The following is a 24,979-nucleotide window of genomic DNA, read 5'->3' as shown; positions in this document are numbered from 1 at the left end:
AAAGGCAAAATCTTAGGGTTTTGCTTTTTTATTGTATAAATATACTTAGTACAAATATTTGAGAAGTTTAAGTGCTAAATAATTAAGTATCATTACGAATATATAATCTCTTATTATAATATTTTATTGCTAATGTGATAATGACTATTAAACATCATGTTAATATTGATTTTATTGACAATATATGGTAAATTACTAATAGTGTTAGCGATTAAGGAGGTGATAATGTGGACTATATGGAATTAGCACTTGAACTTGGAAAGGTTAAGACGTTGATGGTAAAAATACCACATAAAGATAAAATTGCAGATATACAAAGTGGTGAAAAATTTGTATTGGGTTATTTATCTAAAAACAATAAAAAAGTAAACCCAAAAGAAATAAGTAGTACTATGAATGTTAGTACTGCTAGAATGTCTGCTATTCTTAATCAGTTAGAATCAAAGGAAATGATTGAGCGCTGTGTTGACCCACAAAATGGTAGACAGACACTAGTTCAATTAATGCCTAAGGGAATACAACAGCAGAAAATAAATGAAAAAGAATTTTTAGAGTATACAGTTAAATTTTTAAAAGCACTAGGTCCAGAAGATGCTATTGCTTACATACGTATTCAAAAAAAGATTATAAAGTTTTTTGAAGATAAAAAATAGAGATATTTCTTAAGCGTTGCTAATAAAAACAGAAAGAAGGTAAAGACATGAATTTAAATAAGCAATCTAGAAATATGATTTTTGCTGTACTATTGATTGGATCTATAGTTGGCTCATTACTTCAGACATCTCTTACTACTGCATTGCCAGTTATGATGGGGGATTTAAATATATCAGCCACAACAGCTCAATGGCTTACTAGTGCATATACACTTGCTATGGGAATTATGGTTCCTGCAACTGCATTTTTGATTAGGAGATTTCCAACAAAACCACTTTTCATTAGTGCTATGAGTCTTTTTGCGGTAGGATTGTTGCTTTCTGCTAGTGCATCTTCATTTACACCTCTCTTGTTTGGACGTATATTGCAAGCAATGGGTAATGGAGTGTTGCTATCTATGACACAAGTAATAATTTTAACAATTTATCCTGCAGAACAAATGGGCTCCATAATGGGTATATACGGTTTGGCTGCTGGTGCTGCTCCAATATTTGCGCCAACTCTAGCAGGAATTGTCATTGATATTTTTAATTGGCAAGCTATTTTTTGGTTTTCTTTAGTTATAAGTATTATTGACATTATTATAGCATCTAGAGTGTTACAAAATGTAATAGAGACAAAAAAACAATCATTTGATACGTTTTCTATGATTTTATGTGCAGTGGGATTTAGTGGCCTTTTGCTTGGACTTGGGAATATTGGAACAACTGAGTTTTTCAGTATAAATATTGCTTTGCCATTATTTGTAGGTATAGTATCAATTATAGCATTTTCTTTGCGTCAGATTCACTCAAAAGAGCCATTTCTAGAACTTCGTATTCTTAAGAATAAAAGTTATAGACTTGCTGTAATTATAAGTATGCTTCTATATGTTGTAATGATGGCAGGTTCCACTTTAATTCCAATATATATCCAGACAGTAAGAGGATTTTCAGCAACTAAGTGTGGTCTCATTATGATGCCAGGTTCTCTTGTAATGGCACTTATAAGTCCTTTTGCAGGTAGATTTTATGATAGGTTTGGAATACGAAAGCTAGTTGTATGTGGAAGTATATTCTTGGCAATAAGTTGTCTTGGTGTATCTTTTGTAGGAAAAGATACTTCAGTATTGTATATCTCTGTTTTTTATATTATACGTCTGATAGCTATTGGATTAATTATGATGCCTATTGTTACTTGGGGAATGAGTGTGCTTGGGGAAAAAAATATTGCTCATGGAACAGCATTACTTACTTCATTGCGTACAATAGCTGGTGCTATTGGCTCAGCAGTTTTTGTTGCAGTAATGACAACTGCTACAGTAACATCACGAGGTATGACAAATACTACAGCAAATGTATTTGGAATAGATGTTGCATTTATTTGTATTTCAATTGTTGCAGTAGTTCAGCTTTTAGTGGCTCTCTTTTTTATAGAAAGAAAAAGTTTAAAGAAATCAACAAATTAAAGATTATTTATAGATTTCAAAAGTACAATTACATAAACATATTCTAGTTATTATAATATATTTTCAAGTATGAAATTAAACTTTTGAACATGAAATAAAAAGCCTCTGTTACTCTTTCTAACAGAGGCTTTTTATATAAAATGTATTACATACTCTTGTATTAAAAGTAACAGTAGAAAGTACTGTAGGAAATTCTAAAATGATAGGAAAAGTAAAGAGCTAATTAAAAAGCTGTTTAATAATATAGGTTTATTTAAGAGATTTTTAATAGAATTTTTTATTGATATACAGAGAAAGGTTTATGTTATATTTAGTGCATAAATAGAGCTTTCCTTTAATAGTATTAAATAAGAAACAATTTGTACATAATTAGGGGGAGTTTTAATGATAATGATGGTACTTAATAAGAGTAAGCTCAAAAAAATTATAATACTAATTTTAGTGATATTATTAGGATTATCAGGAGGGGTAATGGTATTAAAATTGTTTAACAATAAGCCCGTTTTTAACTTGTTTAATGGAGTAGATTTACCATATGAGAGAGGTACAAAAGATAAAAGTGGATACGTTGCATTAACATGCAACGTAGACCTTGGATGGGAAACAGAGTACATAGAATCTATTTTGGAAACTCTTAAAAAAGAGAATGTAAAGATTACTTTTAATGTAACTGGGAAGTGGGCAGAAAAAAATAAAGACGAATTATTGAAGATAAAGAAACAAGGGCATGAAATAGGCAATCATGGATACAAACATTTAGATTATTCGACACTATCATATGAGGATAACTATGAACAAATAGAAACCTCTAAAAAGATAATTGAAGAAATTATAAATGAGAAGACTAAGTTTTTTCAAGCTCCAGCAGGTTCTTTTGGAGCAGAAACAGTAAAGGCTGCTAAAGAATTAGGATATACTTCAATTAAATGGGATGCTGACACTATAGACTGGAAATATAAAGATCAACCAGAAGTAATTATAGATAGAATGAAGAAAAAAGATATTAAAGATAGTAGTATAATCTTAATGCACCCAACTGATGCAACGACAAAATGTATAGATGATATTATAGCAATTGTAAGAGAAAAAGGATTAAAACCAGGTAAACTTAGTGATGTATTTAAGTAGACAAAGTATAAATATTTGATTAAGATTGTATAAGTTGTAGTTGAATTAATTAAAAGACTGACTTATAATGTAATACATATAAAAATAAATAGAATTAGAACATAGTGTTTTCAATAATCCAATGTAACATAAAGAATAAATTTTTAGGAGAATGTAATGTATAAGACAAAAATACTGGAAAATGGGCTTACAATAATTGGGGAAGAAATACCATATCTAAAGTCAATAACGTTAGGTATTTGGATAAATGCAGGGTCTAGAATAGAAGAAGAAGAGGTAAGTGGAACTTCTCATTTTATAGAACATATGATGTTTAAAGGAACCAAAAATAGAACCTCAAAAGAGATTGCTAGCACAATTGACAATTTAGGTGGGCAAATCAATGCATTTACAAGTAAAGAATGTACATGTTATTATGTAAAATTAATAGATGAGCATATAGATACAGGAATAGATGTATTAAGTGATATGATACTAAATTCTAGATTTGATAAAAATGATATAGATAAGGAAAGACTTATAATATTGGAGGAACTTAAGATGTATGAAGATTCTCCAGACGATTTATCTTATGATTTATTAGTCGAAAATATATATGCTAATGATGGTTTAGGGATGAATATAATTGGGACAAAAGATTCTCTATACAATATAACTAAGGAGTCTATGTTAGAGTACTTAAACAAATATTATATTCCAAATAATGCTGTTATTTCTATAGTTGGAAACTTTGATTTTGATGATATGGTAGATAAACTTAAATCTAAATTTGGAAACTGGAAAAAGAGAAGCTTAAGTATAGACATAACTGAGGCCAAGTTTAATCCTTGTTTTATATCAAAAAACAAAGATACTGAACAGGTAAACTTAGCTATGTGTCTAAAAGGTATTCCATTTGAAAATGATGATGAAGTTTATTCAATGGCGGTGGTAAACAATATTTTTGGTGGAAGTATAAGCTCAAGACTTTTTCAGAAGATAAGGGAGGAAAAAGGTTTAGTATATTCAATATACTCGTCACAAACACTATACAGAAAATGTGGTGAATTAGGTATATTCGCAAGTATGAGTACAGAAAATTTGCAAGATGTTTATAATTTAATAAAAGAAGAAATTGAAAATATAAGAAAAAATTATCTTACAGAAAAAGAAATATTTGAAAGTAAGGAACAACTAAAAGGTAATTATATATTGGATTTAGAAAGTACTAGCAGTAGAATGATGTCTACTGGTAAATCTATGTTGTTGAGTAAAAAAGTAAAAACTACAGATGAAATACTTGAATGTATAAATAATGTTGATATTAATTCAGTAAAAAAAGTTGTTGATAAGGTATTCAATATAGAAAATATTGGTACATGTATAGTTGGAAGAGATGTAGAAGATATTCTGCATTTGGATTAATATTTTAAAAAGTGAATCTCTGGAGGTATAAAATATGAATTTATCTGAAATAGCAGGTAAGGAAATAGTTAACTTAGTCACAGGAGAAAGATTAGGAGTTATTGGAGAGTGTGACCTTATACTAGATGAAACTACAGGCGGGATATTGGCGCTTTTAATTCCAAAAGAAAAAGGCTTTTTTGCCAGAAGAAAAGATAAGTCATTTTTAGAAGTTCCATGGAGAAATGTAAAAAAAATAGGCAATGATATGATAATTATAGAATATGAGGGATATATTTAGGAGGAAAAAATGAGTATTTTAGTGCAAAAGTTTGGTGGGACATCAGTAGAATCATATGAAAAAATGAATGAAGTATGTAAGATAGTAAAAGCATACAGAGATAATGATGAAGAGTTACAATTAGTATTAGTAGTTTCAGCAATGGGTAGAAAGGGCGCTCCATATGCAACAGATACACTTATAAATCTGTGTAATTCAGTAAATGATGAACCAAATAAAAGAGAACTTGATTTAATAATGTCTTGTGGTGAAATAATATCAGGGACAATTCTTGCTAATTTATTAAATGCAAAAGGTATAGAATCTGTTTTCTTTACTGGTCAACAAGCAGGTATAATTACAAGTGATGAGTATTCTAATGCTAAAATAAAATATATAAACCCTAAAAAGGTAAAAAGAGCATTAGATGATGGCAAAGTTGTTGTTATAGCTGGATTTCAAGGTGTAACAGATGATGGTGAAGTAACTACTCTTGGAAGAGGTGGAAGTGATACATCAGCAGTTGCTATTGGTAAATCTTTGGAATGTGAGACAGTTGAAATTTACACTGATGTAGATGGTATAATGACTGCAGACCCTAGAGTAGAACCAAATGCTAAAGTATTGAGTTTTATAGATTATGAAGAAGTATTTCAAATGGCAGATAAAGGAGCTAAGGTAATACATCCAAGAGCAGTACAGTTAGCTAAAAGTGGAAATATAACTCTAGCAATAAAAAATACAATGAATCCAACTTTTGAAGGTACAAAAATAGGTTCTTTATGTAAGCATTTAGAACAAAATATAGAATATGAACAAGAAAAAGACCTTAAAGTTGCTGTTGCAAATAAAGATAGTGTTGCTCAAGTTAAGATTAAATCAGCAGAAGAAGTGTTTACAGAAGTATTAAATGAAATAGAAAAGAAACTTATAAATATAGATATGATAAATTTCTTTATATCAGAAAAAGCCTTTGTTATTGAAGATGCTGATATAAAAGAATTAAAAGAAATACTAGATAAATTTGAATTAGATTATGAAGTAAATAGAGATTGTGCTAAAGTAACATTGATATGTTCAAGAATAGCTGATGAAATGTCTGGTATCATGTCAAAAGTAGTTAGAGGTTTATCAAAAGCAGGAGTATCTCTTTTACAAACATCAGATTCAAATATGACTATATCTTGTTTAGTTAGTGAAGAAGATATGCATACAGCAGTACATGCAATACACCAACAATTTTATGTAAAATAAGAATCGTAATGCAATTACTTTTATTCAAAATTTAATAATTTTTCGTATATCTTAATATATTTGATTTATTTGGCAAAACTAAGTTAAATATATTTTGATAGGAGTTTTTTTATGAAAGATTATAAAGATGATAATGAAACATTTGATAAAGATAATTGTAGAAGAGATTCTAGCTGTGAGGAAAGAGAATGTATAAAACAATTTGGCACTAGTGAGATGCCTCCTCAGCCTCCTAAAGATACCCAATGTATAACTATAATTGGAGAAATTGAAGGTCATTTTATAGGAAATCCTCAGAAAAAAGCTACAAAGTATGAACATATAATTCCAATGCTTTATTCAATTGAGGAAAGTAATGATGTTAAAGGAGTACTAGTTGTTTTAAATACTGTTGGAGGAGATATTGAGGCAGGTCTAGCTATTGCAGAACTTTTAAATAGTACATCCAAAAAAGTAGTTACTCTTGTATTAGGGGGAAGTCATAGTATAGGTGTTCCTCTTGCTACTGCAGGTGATTACTCATTTATAGCTCCAACTGCAACAATGATTATACATCCTGTAAGAACAACTGGACTTGTAATAGGTATAAATGAAACTTTCGAGTATTTTAAAAAGATGCAAGAGAGAATAATTCAATTTATCATAAGAACATCTAATATCGAAAGAGATATACTTGATAAACTTATGCATGAGAAAGATGAGCTTATAAGTGATGTTGGTAGTGTTTTAATAGGAAAAGAAGCTGTAGATTACGGGCTTATAGATGAAGTTGGTGGATTAAAAGATGCTATTAAAAAATTAAAAGAGCTTATAAAAGAATCAGAGGAAGAAAAAAATAATGATTAAAATTTGTTTAAATAATAAAATTTATGATATAATGATGTAATAAAGTAGGAGTGTTAGTGTTAAGGCATTAGCACTTTTTGCTATGAAGGGGTAAAACTTGCTAAAAATAAGGAGTGATATTAATGGCCACGAAAAAGAAGAAAAAAAAGAAGGTAAATACCTTAAGCTTTAATGCAGAATATCATAATTTGATAACAATATTTATAGGTGTATTTTTATTATATAGTTTAAATTCTAATTCTATGGGATGGATACCTGTGATAATGCAAAATCTCTTTAAAGGATTATTTGGAGGACTTTCCATAGCAATACCATTTATAGTAATTATAACAGGACTTCTAGGGTTTTTTGATGGAAATGAATATATATATAGATTGAGAAAGACTAAATTATACTACATAATTATTTTATTTATTTTTGTATTTTATGGATTGTTAAATGCAGGAACTCTTCCTGTAGATAGCCCACTAAAAGGTAATATGTTTGATGATGTTATGAAATTGGGTGTAAGTGGACAAGGTAGTGGCTTAATAGCAACAACCATTGCGTATTATATGAGTAAAATATTTGGTATAGCAGGTGGATGGCTAATAAGTATATTTGCTCTTATACTTTCTATAATGTTTATATTTAATATTTCTATAAAAGATTTGGTATCAAATGCAAAGTCAAAATCTAAAGCATCAAAAGACAGTAATTTAACTTTTAAAGATAAAATTTCAAATATGAAAAAATCTGCAATAGATATGATAACTGATGAAGTGGACGATACTACTGTAAATAAGAAGCCTGGATTTTTTAAAGGGTTAATGTCAAAAGGCCGTGACAATGAAGATGAAGAAGATGAATATTTAGAAGAAGAAAATGGTGATGGTGTAGACGATAAGACTATTAAAATAGTTGGTTTTAACAAGGCAGAAGATGAATATTTAGAAATATTAGAAGGAACTCAAAGTATGCCAGAACTAGATGTTTTAAAAGAGTTACAGAAAGCTACAAATGAAAATTCAGTTGTGGAGACTAAACCAGAAAAGAAAGTTGATATAAGCAAATCTAATTTAGATGTAGAAAAAACTCAACCAATAAGCATTGTATCAGAGTCAAATAATGAAGACTATTCAAATTATAAAAAACCTAGTGTTGAACTTTTAAATAAAGTAAATAAAAAATCTGATGAAAATGGCAAAAAGAAGGTTTTAAAAAATGCCTCTCTTTTAGAAAAGACACTTTCAGATTTTGGAGTAGAAGCAAAGATTAATCAAGTTACAGTTGGTCCAACTATAACAAGATATGAGATACAGCCAAGTCCAGGGGTTAAAGTAAGTAAAATTGTAAACTTAACTGATGATATAGCTTTAAGTTTAGCAGCTAAAAGTATAAGAATTGAAGCGCCAATTCCTGGGAAAAGTGCAATTGGAATAGAAGTTCCAAATGAGGAAGCTCAAATGGTTGGAGTAAGAGAAGTTCTAGAAAGTGAAGAGTTTAATAATTTTGATTCTCCTCTTGCAATGGGGCTTGGGAAAGATGTAGCAGGCAAAATTATAATTGGAGATATAGGTAAGATGCCACATTTACTTATAGCTGGTTCTACAGGTTCAGGAAAGAGTGTCTGTGTAAACACTTTGATAAGTAGTATATTATATAAGGCAAACCCTGATGAAGTAAAATTACTTTTAATAGACCCAAAAGTGGTTGAACTTGCAAATTATAATGGAATACCACATCTTCTGATACCTGTAGTTACAGACCCTAAAAAAGCTGCTAATGCCTTAAACTGGGCAGTGACAGAGATGAATAGAAGATATAAACTATTTGCAGATGCTCAAGTAAAAGATGTAACAAGTTATAATGAAAAATCAGAGGAAAAATTACCTAAAATAGTAATAATAATAGATGAGTTAGCAGATTTAATGATGGCAAGCGCAAATGATGTAGAGGATTATATTTGTAGATTAGCTCAGATGGCCAGAGCTGCTGGAATGCACCTGATTGTAGCTACACAAAGACCATCCGTTGATGTCATAACAGGTGTTATAAAAGCTAATATACCGTCTAGAATAGCATTTGCAGTGTCATCTCAAACTGATTCAAGAACAATACTTGATATGGGTGGGGCAGAGAAACTTTTAGGTAAAGGTGATATGCTATTTTATCCACTTGGAGCGGCAAAACCAGTTAGACTTCAAGGTGCATTTATATCAGAAAGTGAGTCAGAAAGAGTAATTGATTTTGTAAAAGACCAGGTTAAGGATGGAATAAAGTATGAGGAAGATATAATTGAAACTATATCTAAAGTTAATACATCAAAATCTAGCGATGAGGATGAATTTTTAAGTGAGGCAATAGAATTTGTTGTAGAAAGTGGTCAAGCATCTGCTTCTATGTTGCAAAGAAGATTTAAAATAGGATTTAATAGAGCAGCTAGACTTATTGACTCTATGGAAGAAAGAGGTATAATTGGAGCTAGCGAGGGAAGTAAGCCAAGAAAGGTACTAATAAGCAAACAAGATTTGCAGAATTTAGAAGGTGAATAGAATTGTCGGTTATAGAAATAGAAAAGGCACTTAAGCTAGAAAAAGTAGTTTTTGTAGATGTAAGAACAGAAGGGGAATATGAAGAAGACCATATATTAAATGCTTTTAATATGCCCCTTTTTAAAAACAATGAGCATAATGAAGTTGGAACTATTTATAAGATGCAGGGAAAGCATGAAGCAATACAAAAGGGATTTGATTATGTATCGTATAAGCTAAAGGATATATATTTACAAGCAGCAGAGCTTACAGCAAATTATGATAATATTGTCATATATTGTGCAAGAGGCGGAATGAGAAGTGGAAGTATAGTAAATGTATTGTCATCATTAGGTGTAAATGTTTATCAACTTGAAGGTGGATATAAGGCTTATAGAAACTTTGTATTGGATTACTTAAGAAATATAATGAATACAAAGAACTTTATATCTGTGCATGGATTAACTGGCTCAGGAAAGACTGATTTATTGCATTTATTGAAGAAAAAAGAAATAGATGTATTAGATTTAGAAGGAATAGCTAAAAATAGTGGTTCAACTTTTGGTTTTATAACATTTGATGAGAAGCCACCATCTCAAAAGAACTTTGAAACTAAATTATTTGAAAGTATATTTTTCTCAAAAAAGGATTATATATTTGTTGAAAGTGAAAGTAAGCGAGTTGGAAGTGTCACAGTTCCTAATGAAATCTTCGATGCAATGATACGAGATGGGTATCATATACTACTGGAATGTGATATTGATAATAGAGTCAATAGACTTTGTAGAGATTATATTTATGGTAAAGATGAAGATAATATATTGGTTTTAAAAGAGTGTATAAATAAATTCAGAAAAAGATTGGGTCATAAAGCAGTAGATGAATATATTGATTTATTAGAATTAGGCAAATATGAAGAACTTGTAAAAAAATATCTTATAGAATATTACGACCCACTTTATATGCATTCAGTGGAAAAATATAAGTACAATAAAATTGTAAATTTTGATGACACACAAAAAGCCCTAGAATATGTTATAGGCTTATATGAGAGCATATTGGAAGGAGAGAAAAAATGTTAAAGATAGCATTAGAATCATTAGGATGCTCAAAAAATTTGGTGGATGCAGAAATAATGATGGGAATTTTAAATAAAAAAGGTTATAAATTGATAGGAGATTTTGCAGAAGCTGATGTAATTATAGTAAATACTTGTGGGTTTATAGAGTCAGCTAAGCAAGAATCAATTGATACTATAATAGAATTTGCAGAATTAAAACAGACTGGGAATCTAAAGCTGTTGATAGTAACAGGATGTTTAGCTCAAAGATACTCTGAGGAATTAAAAACTGAAATTCCAGAAATAGATGCAATAGTTGGTACAGGAAGCTACCAAAATATAGATGATATACTTAAAGATTTGAGTGAGAAACATCAAATTGTAAGTCTTGATGATATAGAGTTTGTATTTAATGAGGACTTACCAAGATATCTATCTACGCCTAGCTATATGGCATACTTAAAAATTGGAGAAGGATGTTCCAATAATTGTACTTATTGTATAATACCTAAGCTTAGAGGTAAATATAGAAGTAGAAGATTTGAAGATATAATTAAAGAAGCAAATAAATTGGCTGAATCTGGAGTAAAAGAACTTGTAGTTATAGCTCAAGATACTACAAAGTATGGTTTTGATTTATATGGTAAAGAGAGATTACCAGAACTTTTAGAAGAACTTGCAAAGATAAATGGGCTTAAATGGATAAGAGTCATGTACTCATATCCAGAATCAATAACAGAAGAATTGATTAAAGTTATAAAAGAACATGATAATATATGTAGCTATTTTGATATGCCAATACAACATGCAAGTAACAGTATTTTAAAGTTAATGAATAGAAAAACTAGTAAAGAGGATATATTAAATAAAATTAAACTTATAAGAAAGAATATACCAGATGCTATACTTAGAACTACAATAATAGTAGGTTTTCCTGGTGAAACAGAAGAAGATTTTAAACAGCTTGTAAATTTTGTCAAAGAAGTTAAATTTGATAGGTTAGGTGCATTTGCATATTCAAGAGAAGAAGATACACCAGCAGATAAATTACCAAATCATATAGATGAAGAAGTAAAAATACAAAGAAGAGATACTTTAATGATGATTCAACAAAAAATATCTGAAGAACTTAATGATAAAAAAATAGGAAAAACATATGAAGTACTAATAGAAGAGCAAATAGAAGATAATGTATATACAGGAAGAACACAGGGCGATGCAGAAGAAATTGATAGTATAGTATATGTAAAAAGTGTAGATAATCTTGAAGTAGGAGAATTCGTAAGTGTTCAAATAAATGATGCAATGGAATACGATTTAATGGGAGATGTTGTATATGAACTTGCCTAACAAATTAACTTTGTTTAGAATATTTTTAATTCCAGTATTTGTTTTAATAATGTTATTTAATGTACCAAACAAGTTTTTATTAGCTTGTATTATTTTTATAGTAGCTTCAATTACTGATGCACTAGATGGAAAAATAGCTAGAAAGTATAACTTAGTCACTGATTTTGGGAAGTTTATGGACCCATTAGCAGACAAATTATTAGTAATCTCAGCACTTACATGTATGATAGAAGATGGTCTAGTAAGTAGTTGGATGGTAATTATAATAGTAGCTAGAGAACTTACAGTTAGTATATTGAGGGCTATAGCAGCTGCTGATGGAAAAATAATAGCAGCTGGTGGCAGTGGAAAACTTAAAACTATAACTCAAATGGTATCAGTAGTGATTTTATTGTTAGGAGCTCAGTTTGAAAATGAATTAATACTAAATATAGGTGGAATTCTTATACTTATAGCAACACTGCTTACTTTATATTCTGGATGGGAATACCTATATAAAAATAAAGAACTTTTCATGTCTTCAAAATAGAATATTATCATTTAAAAAACATAAATTGATTGATTAATAAATAAAAAATAGCAACTTAAAACTTTAAAAATGTAAAAAAGGGTATACTATTATAGTATACCTCTTTTCTTTTTCGGTAATATTTTCTTTTGTGTATATAATTATTGATAATGGTTTATAAATAAAATGTAGCAAATAAAAATATAATCATTAGGAGCGTTTTTAAATTGACTAGGTTTGATTTATGTTATATAATTAATATATAACAAGAGAACAAATGTTTGTAGATAAATGAAGGGATGGTATAGAGATGAGTGTAGATCAAGAAAAATTAAAAGCGTTGAATGAAGCTTTAGGTAAAATTGAAAAAGATTTTGGTAAAGGTTCAGTAATGAAATTGGGAGAAGCAACGTCTATGTCTATAGATGTTATATCAACAGGAGCAATCGGTTTAGATATAGCTATTGGTATAGGAGGTCTACCTAGAGGGAGAATAGTTGAAATATATGGTCCAGAATCTTCTGGTAAGACGACTGTTGCACTTAGTTGTGTAGCATCAGCTCAAAAAAATGGAGGAATAGCTGCATTTATAGATGCTGAACATGCACTTGACCCAGTATATGCAAAAGCATTAGGTGTGGATGTTGATAATCTAATCATATCTCAACCAGATACAGGAGAACAAGCCTTAGAAATAGCAGAGGCATTAATAAGAAGTGGTGCAATTGATATAATAGTAATAGATTCAGTTGCAGCATTGGTTCCAAAAGCAGAAATAGACGGAGATATGGGTGATTCTCATGTAGGTTTACAAGCTAGACTTATGTCTCAAGCACTTAGAAAATTAACTGGTTCGATTAAAAAATCAAATTGTGTTGCTATATTTATAAACCAATTAAGAGAGAAAGTAGGAATAATGTTTGGAAATCCAGAAACGACTACTGGAGGACGTGCATTAAAGTTCTACTCATCAGTTAGATTGGATGTTAGAAAAATAGACACAATAAAACAAGGTGACAAGGTTATAGGAAGCAGAACAAGAGTTAAGGTTGTTAAAAACAAAGTAGCACCACCATTTAAACAATCTGAATTTGATATAATGTATGGAGAAGGTATATCAAAAATTGGAGATCTTTTAGATATAGCTGCTGACATAGATATAGTTAAAAAATCAGGTTCATGGTATAGTTACAATGATACTAAACTTGGACAAGGAAGGGAAAATGTAAAAAAATTCCTAGAGGATAATATGGATTTAACTAATGAAATAGATGAAAAAGTTAGAACATTTTACAATTTAAATGAGGTTAGTGAAGAAGCCGGTACTTTGGTATCAGAAGACGTTGTTGAAAAATAAGTGAAAATATAAAAAAATAACTATTAAATAAGGACATACCACGCTCCCTATTAGCTTGACACAATGTTGAAAAAATTATAAAATTAAGTGAGGATAAAATATCTAAATTTAATTTTAATTATTAGGAATATTTTTTAATCATAGTGATGACATTTTGGGATTATTAACGAAGGAGGTGGATGTCATAGATAGTGTAGTAATGATTGTAATAGGTGCAGCTGTTGGTATTATAGCTGGATATTTTGTTAGAAAAAATATATCTGAAGCAAAACTTGGACAAGCTGAAAACTTGGCCAAAGAAATAATAGATAAAGCACACCACGACTCAGAAACAGTACAGAAAGAAAAGTTATTAGAAGCTAAAGAAGAGATCCATAAGTGGAGAACAGAAGCTGAAAGAGAAAACAAAGAAAGAAGAACAGAAGTACAAAAGTATGAAAAAAGAGTAGTACAAAAAGAAGAAGTCTTAGATAGAAAATTACAAAATTTAGAATCTAAAGAAGTAAATCTAAGTGAAAAATTAAAGACAGTTGAAAAGAAAGAAGAAGAAGTCGAAGTAATAAAAACTCAACAATTGGAAAAATTAGAAAGCATATCAGGAATTACATCTGATAAGGCTAAAGAAATTATTTTAACAAATGCTGAGAGAGATGTAAGACGTGAAATGTCTATAATGATAAAAGAGATAGAAGGTCAAGCTAAAGAAGAAGCTGATAAGAAATCAAGAGAAATTATAGGATATGCAATTCAAAAATGTGCAGCAGATCACGTAGCTGAAACTACTGTTACAGTAGTAAGCTTACCTAATGATGAAATGAAGGGTAGAATAATAGGTAGAGAAGGTAGAAATATAAGGACTCTAGAAACTTTAACAGGGATAGACCTTATAATAGATGACACTCCAGAAGCAGTAATTTTATCAGGATTTGATCCAATAAGAAGAGAAATTGCAAGAATTGCTCTAGAGAAATTAATAGCAGATGGAAGAATACATCCAGCTAGAATTGAAGAAATGGTTGAAAAAGCGAGAAAAGAAGTTGACAATATTATAAAAGAATATGGTGAACAAGCTGCATTTGAAACTAGTGTACATGGAATTCATCCAGAATTAATAAGATTATTAGGTAGACTTAATTATAGAACTAGTTATGGACAAAATGTTCTTAAACATTCTATAGAAGTTGCTCATATAGCTGGTATAATGGCTGCTGAGATAGGTGCAGACATTAGATTAGCTAAGAGAGCTGGTTTATTACATGATATAGGTAAGGCTGTAGACCATGAAATGGAAGGTACACATGTTGAAATAGGTATGGATTTACTTAGACGTTATAAGGAATCTAAAGAAGTTATACATGCTATGAGTACACATCATGGAGATTATGAGCCTCAGACCGTAGAAGCTGTATTAGTTACAGCAGCAGATGCGATATCAGCTGCTAGACCTGGTGCTAGAAGAGAGACTTTAGAAGCTTATATTAAGAGACTTGAAAAATTAGAAGAAATAGCTAATTCATACGAAGGTGTAGAAAAATCATTTGCTATACAAGCTGGTAGAGAGATTAGAATAATGGTAAAACCAGAAGCCATAAATGATGAAGAAATACACTTATTAGCGAGAGATATGACTAAGAAAATAGAGGATGAGCTTGAATATCCTGGACAAATAAAAGTAAGTATAATAAGAGAAACAAGAGCTATAGAATATGCAAAATAAAATATAAATATCTAAATGATAACAAAAATATTTTTAAAAATTTAAATTTGCCACAGGATAGAATGATTTATCCTGTGGTTTTTTAATTTTTAGGGCTTAAAATGATACAATTTGAAATAAGTATAAAGGGGATAAAGATTAATTAATTATAAAGAATTAATAAAATTAATCCTTATATACACATTGTTTGTATAATTATTTAAGTTTGTTTGATATAATGAAGTGATAAAATAATCTATTATATGACAAATTATAGTTAGGCAGAATTGACTACAGGAATGTCATATCAAAAAACTTTTAATCAACGTTATTGTGAACGATAAATAATATATTTGAAAAAAATATAAATCTTTTTAGACTTTTAATTTTGATGATGTTCTTTATATGATGTATTTGTATATTTCTGTTGTTTTATAAAAAGTAACAGATGAATATAAAAATTTAAAGTTTTAAAGAGTTTACTACTTGAAATAATTATATTTAAAGAAGGTGAAAATACAATGAAGCCAAAGTGAGGGTTAAAGAGGGGACATACTATGAAAAAAAATACACTTTTACATACAAATGTTATTGTTTGCACTATTATTACTCTTGGTTTTGTAGCTACTTCTGTAATTGGATACCAATCTAATACTAATATTTTTAAAAATGATATTGAGCATGTATCCACATTGGCTGCTGAAGGTATCTATTATCAGATAGATAAACTCCTTTCAGAACCTATAAATGTATCTCTTACCATGGCAAATGATAGTTTATTAAAAAACTTTTTAGATGGTGAGAAAGAACATATAAATGATGAGGAATTTACTTATAAATTACAAGATTACTTGAATGCATACAAGAATAAATACTCATATGATTCTATTTTTCTAGTATCTGCTAAAACAAATAACTATTATCATTTTAATGGGCTTGATAGAAATCTTAGTGTTAATAATTCAGAGAATCAATGGTATTATAATTTCTTAAAGAGTAATGATGAATATTCATTAAATGTTGATAATGATGAAGCAAGCAATAATAGTATTACAGTATTTGTAAATTGTAAGATAAAAGATGATGATGGATCAACTATGGGAATTATAGGAGTTGGATTAAAGGTTAATTCATTACAAATGTTGCTTAAAGAATATGATGATAAATTTGATGTTGTAGCACATTTAATTGATGATAAGGGATTTGTACAATTAACATCAGAAAAAACTGGTTATGAGCATATAAATTTCTTTGAAAATTCTAGTAGTGATTTATCTGATTCAAAGGAGTTAATATTAAATAATAAAAAAGAGCAGAGGAGTTTTTGGCATTCATCTGAAAAATCAAAAAGTTATGTTGTATGTCAGTATATACCTAGTTTAAAATGGCATCTTGTTTTAGAGACTGATTTGACTGTAATGAGTAAGCAACTTCAGATACAATTTTTAAAAGGAATTGCAGTTATAATTTTGATTATAATATTTGTACTTTTTACAATTACACGTGTACTTAAGAAGTATAAAAGTCAAATAATGAAGCTTAGTGTTTCTCAGAAATTAGAATATCAAAAGTTGTTAAGTCAATCTACTGAAGAACTTTATGAAAATATTTTTGAGATTGATGTTACTAATAATAGAGCTGGTTGTGAAGATTCAAATAGATATTTTCATGAGTTTGGCTTAGGGCTTAATACACCCTATGATGAAGCACTATATACAATTGCTAAAGAACAAATCAAAGGAGAGTATGCACAGGGTTATTTAGAGACGTTCTTACCAGAAAATGTTCTTAAGTGTTATAATAGCGGAATTAATAATATAAGCTATGATTTTTTAATTAAGAAAGATGGGGAAAATTATCACTGGATTAGAATTAATGCACGAATTTTCTTTTGGACATCAGATGAATCTGTTCGTATGATATCTTATCGTAAAAATATAGATGAGGAAAAAAATAGAGAATTATTACTACTTGAACGCTCACAACTTGATTCTCTTACTGGCCTTTACAATAAGGGGGTAACAGAGGAATTTATTAGTTCATTTCTAGAAAACAAGAACAATCAAGATTCAGAACATGTTTTTCTAATATTTGATATTGATGATTTTAAAAATGTAAATGATAAATATGGTCATGCATTTGGAGATTTTATTATAAATGAATTTGCATTAGAATTGAAATCTCAATTTCGAGAGGATGATATTGTAGGACGTATTGGTGGAGATGAGTTTGTAGTATTGATAAAAAATTTTAATAGCAATAACTATGTACTTATAGATAAATTAGAGCGTTTATGTTCTAAAATTAATCAGAAGAAATTTGCTGAGCAAGCGGAGTTTTCTATTACATGTAGTATTGGTGTAGCAATGTATCCTGAACATGGTTGCGTATATTCTGAGTTATATGAAAAAGCAGACCAAGCACTTTATTATGCAAAAAGCCATGGGAAAAATTCTTATCATGTATTTTCGGATGATTCTATGGATAGTATGTCATTTCACATAAATCCTAGAGATATAAAAGTATTATTGGAAATGGCTACTGATGGTATTGTCAAATTTGCTTGTATGGAAAATTTGAAATTACTTTATTTTAATCAAAAAATGCTTGAATTCACTGGATATTCTGCACACGTTGTTTCATCTGCAAACTTTGATGTTCTTTCACCGGTATTACAAGATGACTTACAAATAGTACTTAATACATTACGAGAAGCAATTTCTAAGAGAGAGACTTTTGAAGTGGTTTTCCGTTTGTGTCATACAGATGGTCATATTTTTCCTGTAAGAATGCAAGGTACATTTGTAAACGAGTTATATCAAAATCGTTATCCTGTTTTTTATGCGATTTATACAGATATATCAAGTCTTAGTATCATATCAGAAAATAAAAATTAAATGTTACAGTAAAATATAAAATTTAATATAATAGCATCAATATACGAAGATTATAAATAAAACCTGCTAAAAATCAATCTATTTTATTAGCAGGTTTTTAAATTTTTTAATACTAAGTTTTTATGTTTCTAGACGAGAAGATTCGCCATTTTAAAGATTTTACTTATTATTTTAAACATTAATTATGAAATTTATCAATTTATTATCTACATAAAATATTTTATAACAATAAATATCTATAGTTATTGCAAATTTTCTTTAATAGTTTTGTATTTATTTGTACTTATTTTGAATTTGTTTGCTAAATTTGCCTATAAAAAGTATATATAAAAATATAGTTTAAAATGGTATAATTAATTATAACAGAAGGAGGTAATGTAAGTGAGCCAATACATAAATATAAACTCTCAGTTAGACGCCCTGAAATTGAAAGAATTCGAGAAAGTATTTTACGAAAATATCAATGAGGACGTTAAAGTAGTGCCAAAAGTTACTCCTTTTAAAGGAATAAATACTGACTTGTTGTATGTAAAAGATGGAAAAATTTTATTTATAAAATTTATGGATACAACAGAAGATATATATTTTATTTTGGAAGAAGAGTTACTTGAAGTTATGCATGAGGAATATGAGCTTTTGAAACTAAAAATGGGACAAAAGAATAGAAATATAAGCTATAATTATGTTTATATTATGCCATATGTTGAAGTAGACGAAGCTTATGAGTTTGAAGAATTTGTGAATAATAATATAATAGATAAAAATAAGCTTCAAGATATAATGGCTAGTGCTTCACTGGATGAATATCTTAAGGAAAAAAATGATGAAATAAATTTAAATTTATTTTTATTAGATATATGTTCAGAATACTATATAATAAATGACACACTTCACCTAAACGAAAAATTTAAAAAAATTTCCTTCTACAATGATGACTATAAATATACAGCAACTATGATGGAAGAAATTCAAATTAAAGATGCTATTTCTATTAAATATGGAAATACACTTATTGAAGGCGGTTCTGGTATAGGGAAAACGGCAAATATGCTTTCTAGAGCTATAAAACTGGCAAAAGTATATCCACATCATAAATTACTAATATTTACACATACAAAACAACTATGTAATGAACTTCGAGAAAGAATTGAATTATTATATAAAGATAACAACAATTTAGAAGTTCATACATTTAGCTCTTTTATATTTAAATTAGCTAAAAAATATAATCTAATCATTGACTACAATATGTTAAAAAATGATTATGAAAAAACATTTAATAATCTTGTAAAGCAAGCACAAAACATTATAAAGAATAAAAACATGTTTAAGGCTATTTTTATTGATGAAGCAGAAAGTTTTTTAGATTATGAAATAGATTTTATAAGAGAGTTTTTATATAAAACAAAATTCATATTTAATGTGTATTCTTGTAACTCTTTAAATATCTTTAATAGATTAAATATATTTAGGAAACTATATAGTAATATAGAGTTTGATGATAAAATCATATTAAATAAAAATTATAGGCAAGCTAAAGAAATTGTTGATTTTACAAATAATTTTTCAAATAATTCTAATGCTTATATTAATGAATTAAGACCTAATACAAAGTTTAATACTTTTTTTAATACAAAAGCACTTAGAGGTGGTAATAAGTCGGTTGATATAATAAAAGTAAGTGATTTAGATGACCAAATAAGTTCTGTAATATGGGAAATCGAATATTTGATAAGCCAAAAAGGTCTTGATTATTCTGAAGTTGCTATTGTATATCCTTATAATAAGAAGAAATTAAAAAGTGGAAAAACTATTTATTTTCAATACATGTTAAAAAAGGCATTAGAAGAAGCACAAATTCCTTATATATGTGCAGAAGATAACTTAACAAACATAAGTAAGAAGGTAGGAACGACAATAGCAAATATATATACAATAAAGAATTTAGAATATAAAGCGATAATAATATGTGAGTTAGAAATGTTATATAATCAAACAATAAATGATACAGAGCAAGATTATCAAGTAAATGACTTTGTAGGTGATTTAAATAAGGTTTATTTGGCTATGAGTAGGGCCACTGACTATCTAAGTATAGTAACAACCTTTAATGAAGATGCAAGTGATATAATAAGAATTATTACAGAATCAAAAGAGGATAGGGAATAAAACGTATTTTGAATTCAAAAAATTAAAAGAGACTGAATTGTGTAGAATAAATATTACCAATTCAGTCTCTTATTTTTTTAACTTACTTTTCCAATATTATCAAAAGGTAATAATCTTACCATGACCTTACCAATAATTTCATCTTCATCAACCATACCTACATCTGGGAATCTACTATCATTACTATTTTCTCTATTATCACCCATTGCAAATAACTTTCCTTTTGGAACGACTGTGTCTACATCTCCAGAAGTATAATTATTATGTATATATGGTTCAGTTATTAATTTGCCATTTACATATACTTTAGAATTGGATATTTTTATACTATCACCTTCAGTAGCTATAACTCTCTTTATTAAATCTTTTTTCTTTCCAGTATCTCCATCAACTAAATCAGTTTTAAAAACTACAATATCACCTTTTTCAGGTTTACCAACTTTATATGATATTCTATTTAAAATTAAATAGTCTTTATCGTCTAAAGTAGGATACATTGATTCTCCACTAACAATAGAAGGTCTTATAAATTGTAATATTACAAATGCAAGTACAATAGCCATGGCTATTGACTTAATCCAATCAAATATTTCCTTTTTAACACTCATAATTTTTCTCCTTATCATTTGTCATTAAATTAAAATACTTTAGAATAAAAAGAAATAACCAAGAACAACTATACCCAAAATTATTCTATAATAACCAAAGACTTTGAAATCGTGTTTTTTGATATAATCCATAAAAAACTTAATAACTACGATTGAAACTATAAAAGCTACTACAGAGCCAACACCCAAAATAAGCCATTCAAATCCAGTAAATCCAAATCCAGCTTTTAAAAGTTTTAATGCACTAGCTCCAAGCATTGTAGGAATAGCTAAGAAGAATGAAAATTCTGCTGCTACATATCTAGAAGTACCAAGTAATACTGCACCAATTATAGTTGAACCAGATCTAGATGTACCTGGAATAAGAGCTAGACATTGGAATAAACCTATACAAAGAGCTAGTTTATATGTAACTTGAGAAAAATCTTTATATTTTGGTCTTTTATTTCTACTTTCAAGTCCTATCATTATTATACCATATACAATAAGAGCAATTGCAACTACTGTTGAATTGAAGAATAATCTGTCTATATCATCCTCAAACAGTATACCAATAACTCCAGATGGTATAACTGCAATTATAACCTTAAGCCATAAGCGAACTGTTTCTTTTTTTTGTTTAGTATTCTTTGCACTATCAAAAGGATTTAACTTCCTAAAAAATATAACAAGTACAGCTAATATTGAACCAAATTGAATTACAACTAAAAATGTATTTATAAATGTAGATGAAAAATTCAATTTTATAAATTCATCAACTAATATCATATGCCCTGTACTACTTACTGGTAGCCATTCTGTAATTCCTTGAACTATTCCCAAAATGACTGCTTTAAAAACTTCAAGCAAACTAAATGTTTCCAAATTTAAATACCTCCAATACAAATTTATAGTAGCATATTTTACTCAAATATTAATAAAATATGCCACCTTTTACTAACTTATAATACCACAGTACTGTGTAGTGCACAATGGAAGATTGATATTTTCATAAAACCTTCATAATTTAAAAAAATAAACTTGAAACTTGTCTATTGAATAAGGGGTATATATGAAGGGGAAATATATGGTATAGTAAAAGTATAACTATTTTATTTTATGAAAAGGAAAGGAGTTATTATGTATATTACGAAAATATTGGATGATTATGAGTATGAAACTTTTAATGTTTTTTCTACAAAATTAAACCCAAGTACAAAACACGATTATTTATCAAAGGTTATGTTATTTAAAGAGTTTCTAAAAGGAAAAGAATTAATTTATGTAACAAAAGAAGATTGTAAAAATTTTGTGGACTATATACAAACCAAATATGCAAAATCAACTTGTGAAAAGATATATAGTTATTTACATAGTTTTTATAACTTTTTAAAAAAAGAAGGATATATAGATATAAATCCATTTAGGCATGTAGAAAAACCAACAGTAACTAGAATAAAGACAAAGGATGATGTTTTAAGCATACAGGAAATAAATAAGCTTATAGGTATTTTACCAAAACTGAATATAAGAGATAGAGTGATAATAGTCTGTCTAGTTACTACTGGGTGTTTATTAAATGAATTAGTTAGCTTAAAGTGGAAAGACCTTATGGTAGATGAAAACGATAACTCGTATGTTAGACTAGGAAAGGGAAGAAAAGAGAGAGTAGTAAAGTTACATCCATACTTTTTTAGGCTTTTAGAAGACTACAGAAATTATTCTGGACTTCCAGAAGTAATAATACCTAATGATGATTTTATTTTTACAACTCAAAAAAGCAATTCTATAACAGATAGAAATGTCAGATTGATAGTAAAAAAAGCATTAGATTTAGCAGGGCTTTCTCAATATTCAGCAAGAGACTTTAGACATTCATTTGCAGCAATAAGTTTAAGACTTGGGGCGGATGAGAGTGACGTAAAAAATCAACTTGGCTGGAGTGATAAATACTATGCAATTAGATATAAATATGTATTGAATTTTGTTGATAGCGAGATTGTGGATTATTTAATTGAGAAAGATAATCTAGATATAAATAAAAAGTATTAGCACGTAAAAAATACTCTATATAAATATGAACAAAAAATAAAAAAGTCTTGTTATAGTTCGTAAAATTATATATAATTATTTATGTACTAATATGTACATAATAACTATACAACAAAAGATTTAAGGAAGGTGCTAATATAATGATAGATAACAAATATACTACGTACTCAAATCCGCTTACAGATAGATACTGTAGTAAAGATATGAGTTATATATTTTCTCCACAATTTAAATTTTCTACATGGAGAAGATTATGGGTTGCTCTTGCTGAAGGTGAGCATGAGTTAGGAATCAATATAACTGAAGAACAATTAGATGAGTTAAGAGCTAATATAGATAATATAAATTTTGATGAAGCTAGAAAAATAGAAAAAGAAGTAAGACATGATGTAATGTCTCATGTAAAAGCGTATGGTTTACAATGTGAAAAAGCTAAAGGAATCATCCATCTAGGAGCAACATCTGCTTATGTTGGAGATAATACAGACGTTGTACAAATGAATGAAGCCTTAAAACTTCTAAGAGTAAAGCTTGTAAATTTAATAAATAACTTAAAAGAATTTGCACTTAAGTATAAGGATATGCCAGCTCTTGGTTTTACGCACTTTCAAGCAGCACAACTTACAACAGTAGGGAAAAGAGCTTGTTTGTGGGCTCAAGATTTAATCCTTGATTTAGAAGACTTAAATTATAGAATAGATAATATGAAATTAAGAGGAGTTAAAGGGACTACTGGGACTCAAGCAAGTTTTTTAAGTTTATTTGAAGGAGACCATGAAAAAGTAAAAGAGTTAGATAAGAAAATTTGTAAAAAAATGGGATATAGTTCTTCTTATGCAGTAAGTGGACAAACATATACTAGAAAGCTAGACTATCAAGTAATAAGTGTATTATCAGGAATAGCTCAAAGTATGCATAAAATGACTAATGATATAAGACTTTTACAAAGTCTAAAAGAATTAGAAGAGCCATTTGAAAAAAATCAAATAGGTTCATCAGCAATGGCCTATAAAAGAAATCCAATGAGAAGTGAAAGAATAGCTTCTTTATCTAAATATATAATATCTGAATCTATAAGCCCTGCAATGGTACAGGCTACTCAATGGTTAGAGAGAACATTAGATGACTCAGCCAATAAAAGATTAGCTATACCTCAAGCTTTTATGGCAGCAGATGCTATACTTGAAATAGGTATAAATGTAACTGATGGGTTAGTAGTATATGAAAATATGATAAATAAACGTGTAAATGAAGAACTTCCTTTTATGGCTACAGAAACAATACTTATGGAAGCTGTAAAAAGAGGTGGAGATAGACAGGAATTACATGAGATAATAAGAGAATATTCTATGAAAGCTGCTTATAGAGTTAAACATGAAGGAAAAGATAATAATTTAATTGAGCTTATAATGAATGATGATTCATTTAAAATGAGCAAGGAAGAAATATTATCTATAATGGACCCAAAAAAATTTATAGGTAGAGCTCCAGAACAAGTTGTAGAATTTGTAAATGAAGTTGTAGAACCAACTATAAAAGATTATAAAGAAGATTTAGGAAAAGTAGATGTGGATTTAAGAGTGTAAGTTTTATAGATAAAATATAATTAAAAACGGCTATCTTATTTATAAATAAGATAGCCATTTTAATGGGCTAGCGTCTGCTCTTCACCGCTGTGAAGAGTTCTTCCTTATTTACTATATCATGAATTCAATAAAATAGCTATATAAATAATATTTAATCAGAAAAATATAATTAAAAACAAGAAAAATAATAAGATTACTAATTAAATTTAATC

Annotated in this window: 19 protein-coding genes; 17 read left to right on the top strand and 2 right to left on the bottom strand. The window is 28.5% G+C overall.

The features are described 5' to 3' along the window. Positions 1–236 precede the first annotated feature (236 nt). The 15 genes from KGF41_RS06825 to KGF41_RS06755 all read left to right on the top strand — a co-directional run bounded on the left by KGF41_RS06825 (position 237) and on the right by KGF41_RS06755 (position 20,542). Complete coding sequence (locus tag KGF41_RS06825) at positions 237–653, top strand: MarR family transcriptional regulator (protein ID WP_227854606.1); 417 nt, start codon at positions 237–239, stop codon at positions 651–653. Between the two features lie 47 nt (positions 654–700). After that, positions 701–2,101, top strand: coding sequence for an MDR family MFS transporter (locus KGF41_RS06820; RefSeq protein WP_227850158.1), 1,401 nt, complete (start codon positions 701–703; stop codon positions 2,099–2,101). A gap of 384 nt (positions 2,102–2,485) precedes the next feature. After that, positions 2,486–3,229, top strand: a complete 744-nt coding sequence (locus KGF41_RS06815; RefSeq protein ID WP_227827201.1) for a polysaccharide deacetylase family protein — start codon at positions 2,486–2,488, stop codon at positions 3,227–3,229. A 156-nt stretch (positions 3,230–3,385) separates the two neighbouring features. Then, the gene (locus KGF41_RS06810; protein WP_227856518.1) at positions 3,386–4,633 is read left to right on the top strand and encodes a M16 family metallopeptidase; all 1,248 of its coding nucleotides are present in this window, start codon (positions 3,386–3,388) and stop codon (positions 4,631–4,633) included. A gap of 34 nt (positions 4,634–4,667) precedes the next feature. After that, complete coding sequence (locus tag KGF41_RS06805) at positions 4,668–4,913, top strand: YlmC/YmxH family sporulation protein (protein ID WP_003419503.1); 246 nt, start codon at positions 4,668–4,670, stop codon at positions 4,911–4,913. Between the two features lie 9 nt (positions 4,914–4,922). Next, positions 4,923–6,146: an aspartate kinase gene (gene dapG, locus KGF41_RS06800; protein WP_227827203.1), complete on the top strand. Its 1,224-nt coding sequence runs from the start codon at positions 4,923–4,925 to the stop codon at positions 6,144–6,146. A gap of 111 nt (positions 6,147–6,257) precedes the next feature. Continuing rightward, positions 6,258–6,992, top strand: coding sequence for a ClpP family protease (locus KGF41_RS06795; protein ID WP_227434232.1), 735 nt, complete (start codon positions 6,258–6,260; stop codon positions 6,990–6,992). A 122-nt stretch (positions 6,993–7,114) separates the two neighbouring features. Further along, positions 7,115–9,526, top strand: a complete 2,412-nt coding sequence (locus KGF41_RS06790; RefSeq protein ID WP_227827205.1) for an FtsK/SpoIIIE family DNA translocase — start codon at positions 7,115–7,117, stop codon at positions 9,524–9,526. A gap of 2 nt (positions 9,527–9,528) precedes the next feature. Next, positions 9,529–10,587 carry a tRNA 2-selenouridine(34) synthase MnmH gene (gene mnmH / locus KGF41_RS06785; RefSeq protein WP_227839909.1) on the top strand — a complete coding sequence of 353 codons (1,059 nt, stop codon included), beginning with the start codon at positions 9,529–9,531 and terminating at the stop codon, positions 10,585–10,587. Continuing rightward, positions 10,581–11,915, top strand: a complete 1,335-nt coding sequence (gene rimO / locus KGF41_RS06780; RefSeq protein WP_227854579.1) for a 30S ribosomal protein S12 methylthiotransferase RimO — start codon at positions 10,581–10,583, stop codon at positions 11,913–11,915. The genes mnmH and rimO overlap by 7 nt, the downstream gene beginning before the upstream one ends. After that, a complete protein-coding gene (pgsA, locus tag KGF41_RS06775) occupies positions 11,902–12,444 on the top strand; it encodes a CDP-diacylglycerol--glycerol-3-phosphate 3-phosphatidyltransferase (RefSeq protein WP_227854578.1) in 543 nt (180 codons plus the stop codon). Before rimO ends, pgsA begins: the two co-directional genes overlap by 14 nt. Positions 12,445–12,733: 289 nt before the next feature. Next, positions 12,734–13,780, top strand: a complete 1,047-nt coding sequence (recA, locus tag KGF41_RS06770; RefSeq protein WP_227827209.1) for a recombinase RecA — start codon at positions 12,734–12,736, stop codon at positions 13,778–13,780. Between the two features lie 175 nt (positions 13,781–13,955). Beyond that, a complete protein-coding gene (gene rny, locus KGF41_RS06765) occupies positions 13,956–15,497 on the top strand; it encodes a ribonuclease Y (RefSeq protein ID WP_227827476.1) in 1,542 nt (513 codons plus the stop codon). Positions 15,498–16,033: 536 nt separating this feature from the next. Next, positions 16,034–18,373: a diguanylate cyclase gene (locus KGF41_RS06760; protein ID WP_227827210.1), complete on the top strand. Its 2,340-nt coding sequence runs from the start codon at positions 16,034–16,036 to the stop codon at positions 18,371–18,373. A gap of 381 nt (positions 18,374–18,754) precedes the next feature. Continuing rightward, positions 18,755–20,542 carry a UvrD-helicase domain-containing protein gene (locus tag KGF41_RS06755; protein WP_227827211.1) on the top strand — a complete coding sequence of 596 codons (1,788 nt, stop codon included), beginning with the start codon at positions 18,755–18,757 and terminating at the stop codon, positions 20,540–20,542. A gap of 77 nt (positions 20,543–20,619) precedes the next feature. Here the strand turns inward: KGF41_RS06755 and lepB are convergent, their stop codons facing one another. Continuing rightward, a complete protein-coding gene (lepB, locus tag KGF41_RS06750) occupies positions 20,620–21,150 on the bottom strand; it encodes a signal peptidase I (RefSeq protein WP_227827212.1) in 531 nt (176 codons plus the stop codon). A 39-nt stretch (positions 21,151–21,189) separates the two neighbouring features. Beyond that, positions 21,190–22,014, bottom strand: coding sequence for an undecaprenyl-diphosphate phosphatase (locus KGF41_RS06745; protein ID WP_227827213.1), 825 nt, complete (start codon positions 22,012–22,014; stop codon positions 21,190–21,192). 255 nt (positions 22,015–22,269) lie between these two features. Between KGF41_RS06745 and KGF41_RS06740 the strand changes: the two genes are divergently transcribed. Beyond that, positions 22,270–23,181 (top strand): tyrosine-type recombinase/integrase, encoded by a 912-nt coding sequence (locus KGF41_RS06740; RefSeq protein WP_227827477.1) that lies wholly within the window; start codon positions 22,270–22,272, stop codon positions 23,179–23,181. A 140-nt stretch (positions 23,182–23,321) separates the two neighbouring features. Then, positions 23,322–24,767: an adenylosuccinate lyase gene (purB, locus tag KGF41_RS06735; RefSeq protein WP_227827214.1), complete on the top strand. Its 1,446-nt coding sequence runs from the start codon at positions 23,322–23,324 to the stop codon at positions 24,765–24,767. The last annotated feature ends 212 nt before the right edge of the window (positions 24,768–24,979 follow it).

This window comes from Clostridioides sp. ZZV14-6150, assembly GCF_020657875.1.
In the GTDB taxonomy this organism is placed as follows: Bacteria; Bacillota; Clostridia; order Peptostreptococcales; family Peptostreptococcaceae; genus Clostridioides.
This window is presented reverse-complemented; position numbering and strand designations above follow the sequence as displayed.

What these genes read in the sequence shown, in the direction of transcription:
- KGF41_RS06740 (WP_227827477.1), top strand. Translation starts at nt 22,270, where the DNA reads ATGTATATTACGAAAATATTGGATGATTATGAGTATGAAACTTTTAAT.
- KGF41_RS06790 (WP_227827205.1), top strand. Translation starts at nt 7,115, where the DNA reads ATGGCCACGAAAAAGAAGAAAAAAAAGAAGGTAAATACCTTAAGCTTT.
- KGF41_RS06760 (WP_227827210.1), top strand. Translation starts at nt 16,034, where the DNA reads ATGAAAAAAAATACACTTTTACATACAAATGTTATTGTTTGCACTATT.
- KGF41_RS06795 (WP_227434232.1), top strand. Translation starts at nt 6,258, where the DNA reads ATGAAAGATTATAAAGATGATAATGAAACATTTGATAAAGATAATTGT.
- KGF41_RS06805 (WP_003419503.1), top strand. Translation starts at nt 4,668, where the DNA reads ATGAATTTATCTGAAATAGCAGGTAAGGAAATAGTTAACTTAGTCACA.
- KGF41_RS06820 (WP_227850158.1), top strand. Translation starts at nt 701, where the DNA reads ATGAATTTAAATAAGCAATCTAGAAATATGATTTTTGCTGTACTATTG.
- dapG (WP_227827203.1), top strand. Translation starts at nt 4,923, where the DNA reads ATGAGTATTTTAGTGCAAAAGTTTGGTGGGACATCAGTAGAATCATAT.
- lepB (WP_227827212.1), bottom strand. Translation starts at nt 21,150, where the DNA reads ATGAGTGTTAAAAAGGAAATATTTGATTGGATTAAGTCAATAGCCATG.
- rimO (WP_227854579.1), top strand. Translation starts at nt 10,581, where the DNA reads ATGTTAAAGATAGCATTAGAATCATTAGGATGCTCAAAAAATTTGGTG.
- pgsA (WP_227854578.1), top strand. Translation starts at nt 11,902, where the DNA reads ATGAACTTGCCTAACAAATTAACTTTGTTTAGAATATTTTTAATTCCA.
- recA (WP_227827209.1), top strand. Translation starts at nt 12,734, where the DNA reads ATGAGTGTAGATCAAGAAAAATTAAAAGCGTTGAATGAAGCTTTAGGT.
- purB (WP_227827214.1), top strand. Translation starts at nt 23,322, where the DNA reads ATGATAGATAACAAATATACTACGTACTCAAATCCGCTTACAGATAGA.
- KGF41_RS06825 (WP_227854606.1), top strand. Translation starts at nt 237, where the DNA reads ATGGAATTAGCACTTGAACTTGGAAAGGTTAAGACGTTGATGGTAAAA.
- KGF41_RS06810 (WP_227856518.1), top strand. Translation starts at nt 3,386, where the DNA reads ATGTATAAGACAAAAATACTGGAAAATGGGCTTACAATAATTGGGGAA.
- KGF41_RS06815 (WP_227827201.1), top strand. Translation starts at nt 2,486, where the DNA reads ATGATAATGATGGTACTTAATAAGAGTAAGCTCAAAAAAATTATAATA.